Annotated in this window: 7 protein-coding genes; 3 read left to right on the top strand and 4 right to left on the bottom strand. The window is 36.9% G+C overall.

Going from position 1 to position 15,259, the window contains the following annotated elements; translation table 11 throughout:
• Nucleotides 1-17 precede the first annotated feature (17 nt).
• The 4 genes from xyl3A to HMPREF9455_RS08295 all read right to left on the bottom strand — a co-directional run bounded on the left by xyl3A (nucleotide 18) and on the right by HMPREF9455_RS08295 (nucleotide 10,807).
• Nucleotides 18-2,603, bottom strand: coding sequence for a xylan 1,4-beta-xylosidase (gene xyl3A / locus HMPREF9455_RS08310; protein WP_006799202.1), 2,586 nt, complete (start codon nucleotides 2,601-2,603; stop codon nucleotides 18-20).
• Between the two features lie 15 nt (nucleotides 2,604-2,618).
• Nucleotides 2,619-3,989 (bottom strand): glycoside hydrolase family 43 protein, encoded by a 1,371-nt coding sequence (locus HMPREF9455_RS08305; RefSeq protein WP_006799201.1) that lies wholly within the window; start codon nucleotides 3,987-3,989, stop codon nucleotides 2,619-2,621.
• 3 nt (nucleotides 3,990-3,992) lie between these two features.
• Complete coding sequence (locus tag HMPREF9455_RS08300) at nucleotides 3,993-6,446, bottom strand: glycoside hydrolase family 31 protein (RefSeq protein WP_006799200.1); 2,454 nt, start codon at nucleotides 6,444-6,446, stop codon at nucleotides 3,993-3,995.
• 554 nt (nucleotides 6,447-7,000) lie between these two features.
• On the bottom strand, nucleotides 7,001-10,807 hold the full coding sequence (locus HMPREF9455_RS08295; protein WP_006799199.1) for a hybrid sensor histidine kinase/response regulator transcription factor: 3,807 nt from the start codon (nucleotides 10,805-10,807) through the stop codon (nucleotides 7,001-7,003).
• Nucleotides 10,808-11,247: 440 nt separating this feature from the next.
• Here HMPREF9455_RS08295 and HMPREF9455_RS08290 point away from each other — a divergent pair, with 440 nt between their 5' ends.
• The 3 genes from HMPREF9455_RS08290 to HMPREF9455_RS08280 are packed head-to-tail and all read left to right on the top strand — an operon-like array spanning nucleotide 11,248 to nucleotide 14,873.
• The gene (locus HMPREF9455_RS08290; RefSeq protein WP_006799198.1) at nucleotides 11,248-12,660 is read left to right on the top strand and encodes an MFS transporter; all 1,413 of its coding nucleotides are present in this window, start codon (nucleotides 11,248-11,250) and stop codon (nucleotides 12,658-12,660) included.
• Between the two features lie 24 nt (nucleotides 12,661-12,684).
• Nucleotides 12,685-13,848, top strand: a complete 1,164-nt coding sequence (locus HMPREF9455_RS08285) for an endo-1,4-beta-xylanase (RefSeq protein WP_006799197.1) — start codon at nucleotides 12,685-12,687, stop codon at nucleotides 13,846-13,848.
• Between the two features lie 53 nt (nucleotides 13,849-13,901).
• Entirely contained in the window at nucleotides 13,902-14,873 is a 972-nt protein-coding gene (locus HMPREF9455_RS08280; RefSeq protein WP_006799196.1) for a glycoside hydrolase family 43 protein, read from the top strand.
• The last annotated feature ends 386 nt before the right edge of the window (nucleotides 14,874-15,259 follow it).

Here is a 15,259-nt window from a genome sequence, read left to right as displayed (position 1 = left end):
GTTATTATTTAAAAATGTCAGATTAATGTTATGTTTAGGGTTTGTAGGTCTTTGTTATCAGAACTAGTCCCATAAAGAATTTCATAATCACCCGGTAATACATTCATCCTTAAAGTTGCAGGATCATACCATTCAAAAAATGAAGGTTCTAACTCAAATGTAAGATCTTGTGATACATTAGGAGGTAGTTCTATTCGCTTGAATGACCGAAGTGTTTTTATCGGACCGCCACTATCTACTTTTTTCACATATACCTGAACTGTTTCAGAGCCTGTGCGTTTTCCCGTATTTTTGACGGGGATAACCAACTTTATTTTTTCTCCTGCTTTGGCTGATATACTACTTGCGGTAGCCCTACCTATATCAAAGGTTGTATAACTCAGTCCATAACCAAATGGGAAAAGAGGTTTATCTTCCAGATATCGATAAGTGCGCCCCTTCATATCATATTCTTCAAAATCGGGTAGCTGATCGATATTTTTATAAAATGTAATAGGCAATTTACCTGAAGGATTATATTTTCCAAAAAGGACTTCGGCTATAGCCTGCCCCCCTGACTGACCGCCATACCAAGCCTGCAATATAGCTTCACAACTTTCACTTTCAGGCATTAAACCTATAGCAGAACCCGAGCAGTTAACCATGATTACTCTTTTTCCAGCCTTCTTCAATGCCTTTATGCAATTTCTTTGTGAAGCTGGTAATTCAATATCTGTGCGATCGCCCCCTTTAAATCCAGGCATTTCGATAGGCATCTCTTCTCCTTCGAGTTCACCCGATATTCCTCCTGCAAATACGACGACATCTATATCTTTTAATCTGTCGACAAGACCTTTATAGTCGACAGGAGATTCTTTCCCCATGTCGAAATTCAAATTCGCATTTGTAAAATCGTAGTTCTGTGTGAAATTTATTTTTATATCATACTGTTTTCCTTTTTCCACTTTATAAGGAGTGCGCCTGGCGACAAACCGCCATGAGCTATATTCAGAGACAAGTTCATTATTAATAAAGAGCTGGCAATCTCCTACTGATTGCATTTTGAATACAATTTCCTCAGTTTCCGGTGCAATAAATGATGTTTCATAAACAGCTGAGAAATTTTGTAAATTGACTTTATCGGCAAAGGGATGCTGGCCTGTTGTAGATAACCTTATAGGTTTATCGTACTGTATAGTATTTATCGTATCTCCGGTTCGTTGTTTATTATTCCAGTATGTTGCTTTAATCCCCGTTTTTCCATCAGCTGTAGATCTTGTTATATAAGACTCAAGAATCATATCATCTACTATATCACAACCCTTTTCATAAAAAATATCTTTACCTGCAATAGACTTAATACCTTCTAATATAGTTACCGTTTTTACGGGAATACCATTGTAGTTGCCCCACATCAATTTTGCATCATCTGCATTAGGGCCGATAACAGCTATTTTCTTTTTGCTGGAAAGAGGTAGGATATTATTTTTGTTTTGTAACAAAGTCATCGACTGGCGAGCCATTTCCAACGCTAAGGCCTGATGTTTCTTACAATTAATTATTGTATCGGGAATATTTGCCCAAGGTACGATTGAATTATCATCAAAATCTCCTAATCTGAAACGTTCGGTCAATAATCGCAAAACACTTTTATCAATATCAGCTTCATATATCAAGCCCCGTGAGACAGCGTCGACCAGTTCATGATAAGTATATCCAAAACCACACTCTACATCGGTACCCGCCAATACACCCTTAACCGCTGAATGTAGTGCATCGGATGATACTTTATGAGAAGTATAGAAATCTGCAATTGCACCGCAGTCAGAGACGACCATACGCTTAAAGCCCCACTCATCGCGAAGAATACGTTTTAATAAATGGTTGTTGCCACAACAAGGATCATCATCCTGACGATGATAGGCACACATTACCTGACTCACATCTGCTTTTTGGACTAAGACCTGAAATGCAGGCATATATGTTTCCCACAGATGCCGATTGTCCAGATTATTCAGGTTTAGCACATGTCTGTTCCATTCAGGTCCTGAATGAACTGCGTAATGTTTGGCACATGCTAAAAGTTTCTTATATTTTGCATCTTTAGGTCCCTGTAAGCCGTTTACAACCGATATACCCATTCGTGAAGTAAGGTAAGGGTCTTCACCATATGTTTCCTGACCACGCCCCCAACGTGGATCGCGAAAAATATTTACATTTGGTGTCCATACCGACAACCCGTTATCTTGCCTGCGTTCATCTCCTTTCTTCTCTCGAAAATGAAATCTGGCACGCGCTTCATCGGATATGGCATCGAAAACATGGTATAACAACTCATCGTTGAAAGATGCAGCCATTCCGATAGGCTCGGGAAATACTGTTACTCCTCCCTGATTAGCTACTCCATGTAAGGCTTCGCTCCACCATGCAAATTTCTTTACTCCTAAGCGAGTGACTTCGATTGAATTATCACCCATCAATCCTACTTTTTCTTTTAATGTCAGACGTGATAAAAGATCTTGAGCTCTTTCTTCCGGAGTTAAATTTGCATCTTTATAAGGCATTATCTGCGCGAATAATGCGATATAGCAGCATAACGCTGATATAAGTATTATAATCCTCATAATATTAAGTAATTATTATTTAAATATCCAATAATCAAGATTGAATAGTTCTCCATCAGCTCCCTTAAATACAAAAAACAAGTCGTGGATTCCGCCTGTTTTTTTCACCTTAGCGGAAAAGCTGCCCCAAGTATCTGAATTCCCTGTTTTATCGATTTTGCATATTCCTATCAATGCTCCATCAGCTTCATCCAAGCGAATTTCGATCTCTCCTCCTGCAATCGGGGTCGCAACAACTTCAATAGATTTAGCTCCTTTAGCAAAATCGACGTTTCTCACTTTTATATAATCATTATTATGGATTGAAGTCAGATAAACACCTCCTTTACTATCTTTCTTTGTCTTCACCCCCTGTCCCCAAGCCATAGTTTCGGCTTCTGTCCGTCTATAAGGATTCAGTGTTGCAATAAGAGAAACACCTTCTTTTGTAGGCTTTATGTTTGGGAAAGTACCATCGGCATTAAAATTAAACTCTTCGATACATGTAGAACGTCTGAACCCATGTTTGGATATTCCTTGATTATGGTAAAAAAAATAAGATTTCCCCTTATAGTCCACAATACCGGGATGGTTGGTAAATGCCATATCTTCGTAGCCCTTATTCATTATTACACCCCTATAAGTCCAAGGTCCGTTAAAAGACGAAGCTGTAGAATATGCTATATATTCGGGGATACCACCAGCCGCATATATCATATAATACAATCCGTTCCGTTTATAAAGCCATGGCCCTTCTTCAAACAACGTATTTGCGCGGTTGGGATCATTGCGTTCCAAATATTCAAATTGTTCTTTATTCATATCCAGTTCCACAATCCCCATTTCTTTATCATAAGATATCATATCCTCATTGAGTTTCACATAGCAGACTTTACCATTACCCCAATAGAGATAAGCTTGTCCGTCATCGTCAATATATACTGTAGGATCAATATCTCCCATTTTACCCGTATATACTAATGGCTTGCTAATCGCATCTTTGAATGGTCCGGTAGGACGATCGGATACAGCCACACCTATCACATGCCAGTTTCCCGGGTATTCGCAGCATACATACCAGTAAAACTTCCCGTTTCTCTCTATACACTGGGCTGCCCAAGCAGATTTTGGCTTTGTCCATTTGAAATCTTTATAGGAAAGCTGTACTCCATGATCAGTCCAGTTTACCATATCGACCGTAGAAAATACCTGCCATTCATTCATATCGAAATAACAGGCAGTATCCGCATCACAGCCCGTATAGAGAAATAATGTATCATTGTACACCATGGGGGCCGGATCGGGAGTATAAGATGTTTGGATGATGGGATTCTGGGCCCTTACCATCACTACAAATATGAAAGAGAATGTTACTGTCAGTAAATAGTAATTAAATTTATATCCCATATATTATAATTTTAGCTCTAATTTGTTTCCATTATATTCTACTTCTTTTTTCGTTCCATCCTGAAGTATTACAGTGAATTTTCTATTCGATAACATACCTTTATACGAACCTTTTCTTTCTCCAATGGTTAATTTGTGAGCAGAATTATTCCATGTAACAGGTATTTCTGTATATTCACCCTTTTCATAATTGTAGTTGTCAAACTCATCCTCATATAGTGTGAAAGAACCATTTGCTCCTGTATAAACCCTAAGTTCCAGATTATCCCATTTTTTTTCGGTAGCATATTGCACCTTTGGCCCAATCGGGATTATACTACCCGCTTTGACAAACAATGGTATCATGTCAATTGTAGTTTCTAAAGTTATCTGCTGTCCACCATTGTATTTTCGATTTGTCCAGAAATCATACCAGACAGTACCTTCCGGTAGATATACATCTGTAGCCTTTTTCTCATTAAAATTTACATTCAGATTTCCACTAGCACTTTTTGATTCTGTACGATTCCATCCATCTTCTTCATTTACTTTTACCACTTTTTCGGGAGTATATTGGGCATTGACGATAGGAGCTACTAAAAACGCTTTACCAAACATGAATTCATCATTCAAGTTCAAGGCTTTTTTATCTTTTGGGAAATCCATAACCAAGGCGCGCATGAAGCTCGACTGTTTACTGGTAACTTCCCATGATGTTGAATAAATATAAGGTAATAAAGAATATCGTAAATTGATTGTTTTTTCGATAGCATCATATATCGGTTCTCCTTTTTTGCCAAAATGATATATCTCTCTGGGCGTATCTGTCCCGTGTGAACGCATCATTGGATTAAAAGCTCCAAATTGCAGCCAACGCACATAAAGTTCTTGGTAGAGAGGATTCTTAGTCGCGCTACCATCATTCCAGTTCTTATTATATTGTCCTGCAAAAAAGCCTCCTATATCACTGTTCCAATGGGGTAAACCACAAATGGAGAAGTTGAGTCCGGCAGGTATCTGATTACGCAACGATTCCCACGAAGAGCCGACATCACCCGACCAGACATTTGCTCCGTAACGTTGCTGCCCGGCAAATCCGGAACGGGTTAGAATAAATACACGTTTATCCGAATTTTCGGCACGCTGATGTTCGTACACCCCGCCTACTGTCATTAAAGGAAAAGCATTCCTTACCTTTCGGAAAGAGCCTAAGTATGTTTTCGTATTCATATCCTCCGGCTTCCAATCTAAATGATCAGGCTCGGTAGAATCCATCCACCACCCGTCCATTCCGTATTTTAATATGCCTTCACTTAGATATTTCCAGTAAATGTCGCGGGCTTTGGGGTTATATGCATCGTATACGCGTACGCCTGAGGGGTAGTCTCTATCCGGTGGCCAAGAATCTATACCAGACTGAGGCCATGTGGAAAAATTGAATAACATTCCGTTCTTATCCAGCTCCCTATAAGGCTTTGTTGCCGGACCAAATGACGACCAGATAGAAATAATCATATGGGCATTCATGGAATGTATATCGTCAACCATCTTTTGAGGATTATTAAAATCGGGATTTTTAAAATCCATTGCATTCCACAAGTAATTATGTCCCCAGTATTGCCAATCCTGAATAATTCCGTCGATAGGAACACCTATTTCTCTGTATTTCCTTACTACACCTGTAATTTCCTCTTGACTTTTATAGCGTTCTTTACTTTGCCAATAACCATAAGTCCATAAGGGAAACATAGGTACTTGCCCTGTAAGGTTTCTCATTTGAGCTATAACCCCATCAGAATTGCTCCCTTGCATGAAATAATAATCGACACAATCACCGACTTCGGATGTAAATGAGGTTTCAGCCTGATCGTCTTTGAAAGTAGTTGGAGAATAATTATCCCAAAATACGCCATAACCTTTATCTGATTGGAAAAATGAAACAACATTCTCAACATTGCCTTGGATCAAGTATTTGGTTTGGTTACGTTGTACCATTTTTCCATTTTGCAATTGTCCCAAACCATATATAGATTCATCTTTATCGAGGAGGTATGGCTGGTATACTTTGAATGTCTTAGTACCTGCATCATTAAATTCGGAGAATACAGGAGCGCTCTTCTCTTTTAATAAGACTTTATTATTGATATTGTGAAAGGTAATTAATCCTGTTTTCAGATTTACATTAACAAGTAATTTGCTGCTTTTTAGTGTTACAAAATCACCCTTTTGTGTTGCAGTAAAGACTGTGTTTTGTGGTGTCGCTACAACAGAAAGGCTTTCTTTTGTATATTTCCAACCGTTGGTAGATTTGATTACTCTAATGGTTGACGGATTGTAGAATTGTAATTCTATATCTATAGAATCAGTACCGGTTTTGATGCCGTTAGCTGTCTTCTGAAAGTTTTGCCCTATTATTGATAAGCTTTCTATCAGCAAAAAGAACAACAATAGAAACTTTACTGTTAAGCGGCTTTTCATAATTAAGATATTTTGAGGTTAATTAAATATGTTAATTTTAGTGGTTGGTAATACAAAATTACTGATATATACACTTTAGCTTCTTCGTTTTTAAACAATAAACCTTATATTTTAGACAGATTATAATATATATCCCCTATTTTAAACAAAAAAACCCAATCTCTCTATTTTGTTACTGCTGTCATCTCAAGATTGGGGGAATGATATAAAACATCTTTTAGTTCATCTATTAGCTTTGGAGGAATAGAAGTTATCTTCTGGTACATTATCCAATATTACCATCGGAATGTTTGTTTTGCACTTAATGTCTTCACTCGACATGGCGATTACCTGTATCGGTGCATGTTATGATCTTATAATTGGCTATGAGCTATAGTATATTTTAGGTTTGAATATATCGAATAGGCTCTTATCAGAAGGGATTCCTTCATCGAATCTATATGAACGATCAGGGAATAAGAAATGGATGACACCTTACATTGTTTTCAAAACAGAAGATCTTCAGACTATATAATTAATAGTAATATAAAAACTTCTTCCCTGGTCGATCTGATTTAATATTCTGTTGGAGCTTTACCAAAATATTTCCTGAAAGCAGTACTGAAATAATTGGCACTCGAAAAACCACACATCTCACTGACTTCGGTTATACTATAATTCCCTGATTGAAGTAGCTCCGATGCATAATTGAAACGTATTGCCTTAATAAATTCTATAGGGGATTGACCTGTAAGATTTTTCATTTTTTGATATAACAAAGAAGGGCTGACATTCATTGCTGAGGCAAATTCGTCTTTACCAAATTCACTATTATCAATATTTTTTCGCACAATGTCAAGAGCTTTTTTAATAAAGCGGTCATTCAGTTCGTTTGCAAAAACGTTTTCCTTATCCCCTGTCGCATTTATCATTTTTAAGGTTCTCTCCCTAACAATTTCCCTATTTTTCAAAATAGACTCTATCCGTTTTGTAAGAACCGTTATATCAAAAGGCTTTGTTATGTAATCATCCGCACCCAGACCGAGCCCCTCTAATTGTTTTGTTTTATCAGATAATGCAGTCAGTAGTATTACCGGAATATGGGAAGTTTGGAAAGTTGATTTAATTAGTTGACACAATCCAAACCCATCCATATTGGGCATCATAATATCTGAAATAATTAAATCCGGCATTTTTCTATTGATCAGATTCCAAGCTACTTCTCCATCATTAGCCACAGATATATTATATAACTCTTGCAAAGAGTTCTTCAAAAAGTCCTGCAATTCATTATTGTCTTCAACAACTAATATTTGCATTTTCTTAGATCTCTCATATCCCTTTTCTTCTGAAACGGATTGCTCTGTTTCTATTTTAGGTTGCAGAATACTTTCCGATCTGTCTTCCTGCATGAAATGGTTAGAAACTGTTTTTTCAATTTCAACTCTTCTGTAAGGAATAGTTATTGTAAAAGAGGAGCCTATATTTTCTTTACTATTTAGAATGATCTGACCTTTATGTAGATCAACATAGCTTTTAACCAATAATAATCCGATACCCGATCCGACCATCCTGGAGTTTACAACATTATCCCCCCTGTAGAATTCTCTGAATAAAAGTTTCTGAGCTTTGGAACTGATACCTAAGCCGTAATCTTTAACTTCCAAAGACCAGGAGCATTTGTTACAATCAAGCATAATATCTATTCTGCCATTCAGATGCGAATACTTTATTGCATTTGAAATTAAATTATCCACTACTTTTTCAATCTTCAATTCATCAATCGCTGTAAAATATGTCGATTGATTGAAAGAAAAATTAAGTTTAATATTTTTTTTCTTACTTGCTTCTTCAAAAATCAGGATTCGCCTGGATAATAGATTAACGATATCTGTCATAACCAGAAATATCTGTCCTTTCCCCAAATCTACTTTTTCAAAATCGAGTAGCTGGGTGGCCACAGAAGATAATCTATTAGATTGTTCACTGGCTAAATTAGAGTAATATCTTAGATTTGCCGGCAATTCCCGGGCATTATTCAACTGTTCGATTGGAGCGCTGATCAGAGTCAAAGATGTACGTATATCATGCGCCATATTGGTAAAGAACTGTATTTTATCTTTAATGTGTTTTTGTTTTAGATGGCTCGAATATGACTTAATTAGATAAACAATAACACCGGATATAACCATTATGATGATAAGACGAAACCACCATGTTTCCCAAAACGGAGGAAAAACTTCAATATCAAGAGAACGTTCATCAATAATTTTTGATAGAGAACTGTCATACATTCTTATACTTAATTTGTAATTCCCGCTAGGGAGGCTATTATATGTAACTAGTCTTAAATTAGAAGGATGACTCCATTTTAAGTCTAAACCTTCCATCTTCCAAGAAAACTTAATGTCTTTAGTATACATGCCAAGAGGCAGTAGCTCCAGAATGAAGTTATTTTGTTTATGATTCAAATCAAGACTAGCCTGTTCATTTACAGGAATCTTTTTCAGTAAGTTCTCATATTCTCGGATAGAACGGCCCGAGATGCTTATGTTTTGAAAAAAGATCTTACCTTCAATTTCATTTTTATAAAGAATATATGGATTAGTAATGACACCGCCTTTATTGGTACCCCATATAATATTTCCATTCTTCATTGAAAAATGAGCATTTGTATTAAATGACACTCTCGAAAGAGACAATAAAGAGGGAGAAGTAAATGCCTTCTTTTTATTTATATCAAATTGACATAACCCGGCCTCTGTACCAAGCCATAAATAACCATTGACATATGTAATACTATTTATATAATTAGACAAAATACCTGATTCAGTTGAATATTTTTCAATCGTCTTGTTTTTATAATCATAGCAAAGCAGCCCTTCACCTGACGTTGTAATCCAAATATTATCTTCAAGAACTATGATATCTTGCAGATGATAATTATTAATCAAGACTTCGAATTTGCCTGTATCTTTTTGCAATGAAACCAAGCCATATGTGCAAGCAAGCAATATTATATCTGAAGAAAGTTCTGAAAAAGAATTAATAGGTTGTGATTCATAAACTCGAAACTTATTCTCCTTTTTTTGATGGCAAATTATATTACGAGTCCCTCCCATCCATATATTCCCATCCATATCTTTGAATATATCGGATATAAACTGACCAGAGAAGCCTGTTTTGTCCCTATCGTGAAAATAATGGTTTATTTCTTTCCCTGTATTTCCATTTATTACATAGACACCCGAGGAATAAGTCCCTGCCCATATATTCCCTTCATCATCTTCACATAAAGCCAAAAAAACCTTGGCCGCATTCTTTTTATCGTGAATATACCGGCACCAATGATTTGACTTTACATTCCAACGACTTAAACCATTGTTCGTCGCAAACCAAATATCCCCCTTTTTGTCTTCCAAGACTTTATTAACATTATTATTTACCAAAGAATTAGGATTGTTGATTTGATGATTTATTATATTTATATCGGATAATTTCTGGTTAAAAAAAGAAAGCCCACCTGTAAACGTTGCAATCCACACCCTTTCGTCTTTATCACAAAAAATATCATAAACGCCATCCCCTTGAAGTGAAAACGGATCATTCACATCCTCCTTGTATATATTCAAGATTTTTGTACCATCCCTTGAAACCTCACAAATACCTTGCCCATCTATACCTATAAGTACTGAAGATTCTTGCTTCTTTCTTATTGCAAGTATCGGTTGTTTGGGTAGCTCATCCTTTATAATTTCTGTCAACTTCTTTCCTTCGATAGAATAGAGTAAGAGTCCATTAGAAATAGTCCCTATCCAGATTTGGTTAAATTCAGTATCATAGAAGAAACTTGATACTTGAATTTCATTAACGGCTGAGTACTTATAGATATATTCAAGTTTTTGGCTCTGCGTATTGAATATCCCTATACCATTTATTGTAGCAAGTATTAGATTATGATCTTTGTATAAATCGACCTGTTGTACTTCTGCTTTGCTGTCGAAAGCAAGTGTTAATTCTTGATTGGAATATTTGTATAAGCCTTTTGTGGTCCCTATCCAAAGAGTTCCATTTTTATCAACAACAAGTCCTAATATGTTTGCGTTAGCATCATTTAAGGCTTGCTTGATATCTAAAAATAAATCAAAGCGATCATATAGTTCATTGTAAATGAAAATTTGGCCATTACTCGTAAAAGCTATTAGCTTCGAGTTTTTATAAATAAGCCGGATGAAATAAAAATCTTTTATTGTAACAGGAAGATTGTATAATCTGGAATCATTTTCGGAAACTCTCAATATACCTGTTTTAGAGGCTGCCCAAATAAAGCCATTATCATCTTTGCATATTGAATATACTTCTCTCTCCAATGTCCCATACATCGTATTAACGGAGTAGAATTTCACATTTGATGAAAATATCTCACTGATTGGTAATATTATTAACGTCAGGACTAATATCTTCAGGATATTAGTTGAATAATTAATTCTTCTGCATTTCATGAGTGATCAGAAATAGGTTATAAATGCAAATTTATAAAAAAAATCAAATTAAGTGTTTATTTAACACTATTATTGAGGTAGATAATCAATAAATTTAGATAAATGAATGCGATGATCATTCAGCCCATCGCATATAGAAGTAATATCCGTGTAGTTCTCCCTTTTTATGCTCTCCTTTTTCCCGTCCATTCCAGCAGTTGATAATAGGTTATGCCAAATGATGAATTTGTCTAGAATTAGATTTTAATTGTCTAAAATTGAATGACAAAAAATAACATACGCAATTATTTTTGTGACGTTATGTATAATCACACGATATAATGGAATCAACAACACAGAGTACATCAGAATCAAAAGGATTTTATAAACTTTCCGCAATACAGCGCATTGGTTTTGGCTCAGGCGATTTAGCGCAGAACCTCATCTATCAGACGGTATCTATGTACCTTCTCATTTTTTATACGAATGTTTTTGGCATTTCTGCCGCAGCAGCTGGTGTTATGTTCCTTATCGTCCGGATTGTCGATGTAGTCTGGGACCCAATAGTCGGCGCATTTGTAGATAAACATAATCCGAAACCAGGCAAATATCGGTCTTATCTGGTGCTTGGTGGTATTCCCCTTACAGGGTTTGCCATACTTTGCTTCTGGAACGGTTTTTCCGGTTCATTACTTTATGCCTACATCACTTATGTTGGACTGTCGATGCTTTATACTCTCATAAATGTCCCTTATGGGGCATTGAATGCGTCCCTGACTCGCGATACCGATGAAATTACCAAACTTACTTCGGTACGTATGTTTATGGCCAATCTGGGTGGACTGGCTGTAGGCTATGGCATTCCTATTCTTGTAAAGATTTTCTCTCCTGACGGAAAAATAAATTCTCCGGAATCAGGCAATGCATGGTTTATTACAATGACAATTTATGCTTTAACTGGTTTGGCCTTGCTGATTTTTTGTTTTTATCAGACTAAAGAACGGGTAGTAATGGCAGAGAATGAAACCTCAGATGTAAAAGTTTCCGATCTTTGGACTGAATTTAAACGTAACCGCCCTCTCAGAATACTTGCTTTTTTCTTCATCACAGCATTTGCCATGATGGCAATCGGCAATTCGGCCGGCTCTTACTATATGATCTATAACGTCCAGGCTCCCGATATGCTTCCATACTTTATGGCTCTGGGTTCCATACCTGCATTTATCTTTATGCCGATGGTACCTGCAATAAAGCGTGCGATTGGAAAAAAGCGAATGTTTTATGTTTTCCTCTCAGTTGCCATTATCGGTATGGCTTTATTGTATATCATTTCAGTAATACCTGCCCTTAAGATACAAATCTGGTTGGTTTTTATCGCCCAATTTATCAAATCGACAGGTATAATCGTTGCCACCGGTTATATGTGGGCACTCGTTCCGGAAGTGATCTCGTTTGGAGAACACACTACAGGGAAAAGGATTTCGGGTATAGTCAATGCTTTGACGGGTATCTTCTATAAAGCAGGTATGGCTTTAGGAGGTGTTGTGCCCGGTCTTGTGCTCGCATTTGTCGGATTCGACAAAAACAATCAGGTAACACAATCAGCCTTTGCCGAACAAGGTATTTTATGGCTTGTTGCAGTTATTCCATGCATCCTGCTTTTTCTGGCAATGTTCATTATCTCCAAATATGAATTAGAAGATAATGTAATAGATAGAATAAATATGGAGATTGAAGAAAGACATTCGAAATAATAATAACCTTAAAAATATTTTAATATGAAACGAAACATTTATTACTGTCTTATTTCTTTATTGCTACTTCCAATCTTTGCTTGTAATGCAAAAAATAATGGAGAAGTTAAAAATGAACCCTCACTAAAAGAGGCTCTGCATGGAAAGTTCTATATCGGCACTGCACTTAATCTAGATCAAATCCAGGGTAAAGACACTGCAGCAATAAATATCGTAAAAACCGAATTCGATGCGATCGTAGCAGAAAACTGCATGAAAAGTATGTACCTACAACCAAAGGAAGGTGAGTTTTACTTTGAGGATGCTGATAAATTTGTAGAATTTGGAAAACAGAACAATCTTTTTATTACCGGGCATTGTCTGATATGGCATTCACAGGCACCGGCATGGTTTTTTACTGACGATAAGGGAAAAGACGTGTCGGCTGAAGTTCTTAAGCAACGAATGAAAAATCATATTACAACAGTTGTATCCCGTTACAAAGGGCAGATAAAAGGTTGGGACGTTGTCAATGAAGCGATCATGGAAGATGGATCATATCGTGAAAGCAAATTTTATAAAATACTGGGAGAAGAGTTTATTCCTTTGGTTTTCCAGTATGCCCATGATGCTGATCCTGATGCGGAACTATATTATAACGACTATAACGAATGGTATGAAGGTAAACGGGAAGCGATTGCCAGATTGGTAAGATCATTTAAAGAAAAAGGCATACGAATAGATGCAATAGGTATGCAAGGTCATATTAGTATGGATGGACCCAGCCTGGAAGAATATCAGGCGGCTATAGATGCTTATACATCTGCCGGTGTTAAAGTTATGGTTACCGAACTCGATCTTAGCTCCCTGCCATCACCCCGTCGCAATACGGGAGCAAATATCTCTGAGATAGAAGCATATAATAAGGAAATGAACCCTTATACAACTAACCTTCCTGATTCGGTTGTAGTCGCATGGACAGAGCGTATGGGAAATTTCTTCAAACTGTTTTTAGATAATAAGGAGAAAGTTAGCCGTGTCACCTTGTGGGGTGTAACCGACAAGGATTCATGGAAAAACAATTTTCCTATGAGAGGCCGTACCGACTACCCTTTACTGTTTGACAGACAATATAAAGCAAAGCCAATAGTTCAGGAAATCATCAAGATGGCCGGTCTTTCTGACAACAAAGCACAAAATAAGAAATAAGCATCATTATCTTATTTATTAAAGAAAGTTTATTTTAAATACATCCGAATCAAATGAAACGAACTCGATACTTATTTCCTCAGGACTATATGGCAGACCCATCTGCACACGTATTTGAAGGTAAAATCTATATATACCCATCCCATGACTGGGAAAGTGGTATTCCCGAAAATGACAACGGTGACCACTTCAATATGAAAGATTACCATGTATTCTCTCTCGATGATGTGGACGGGCCTATAACAGATCATGGCGTGGTACTGGCCGTAGAAAATATACCGTGGTCGGGACGACAGTTGTGGGACAGCGATGTCGCATTTAAAGACAGTAAATACTATCTGTACTTTTCACTGAAAGACCAGAATGATATTTTCCGTCTGGGAGTAGCCATCAGTGACAAACCTTACGGGCCGTTCATTCCTCAGGAAAACCCGATCAAAGGAAGTTACAGTATCGACCCGTGCGTATTTGAAGAGAACGGGGAATATTACATCTACTTCGGCGGCATCTGGGGAGGGCAGCTTCAACGATACCGTAACAATAAGGCATTGGAATCCGCTGCTTTCCCGGCTGATAATGAACCTGCTCTTTGCGCAAAAGTGGCACGATTGAGAGATGATATGCTGGAGTTTGCGGAAGAACCACGCGATGTGGTTATTCTGGACGAAAACGGGCAGCCAATAACACAAGGAGACACAGACCGCCGCTTCTTCGAGGCATCATGGATGCATAAGTACAATGGGAAGTATTATTTCTCATATTCCACAGGTGACACTCATCTCCTTTGCTATGCCATAGGTGATAATCCTTACGGGCCGTTCACTTACAAAGGGGTAATCCTTACTCCCGTGATCGGGTGGACAACCCATCATAGTATTGTGGAATATAAGGGTAAGTGGTATCTTTTTCATCACGATTCAGCGCCGTCGGGCGGCAGGACATGGCTCCGCAGTATGAAAGTCGTAGAACTGGAGTATAATCCCGACGGGACGATTAAAACTATTGAAGGACTGGAAAAGGGATAGGTTATTTTTAGGTTTAAGGTTTTTAGGTTTATAGCCTCTTTTTTTCAAGGGCGAATTAAAATTCGCCCTTGTATTTAATATCAATACTATTCTAAATATAGTATGATATACTACAACATTTGGGTTGCTTACGGTTATATTTCACTGAAGTAGAAAATAGAAATCAACATCATCATATAAAAGTCCGGTTATAAACATCAGAAAGGAAGAATTAATAAACCATTGGAAAAGCTAGTCCATAGGGAGTTATATCCAAATAGTTTTAAAATATAATGTCAATAAGATTTAAATTAATATATAATGAAAAAGATCAAGTCAAAATCAATTTTATTAAGAAAGTACAAGTCAATAGTGTTAACTGCCTTTTTCTTACTTACATGTATACC

It is taken from the genome of Dysgonomonas gadei ATCC BAA-286, assembly GCF_000213555.1.
Classification (GTDB): domain Bacteria; phylum Bacteroidota; class Bacteroidia; order Bacteroidales; family Dysgonomonadaceae; genus Dysgonomonas; species Dysgonomonas gadei.
This window is presented reverse-complemented; position numbering and strand designations above follow the sequence as displayed.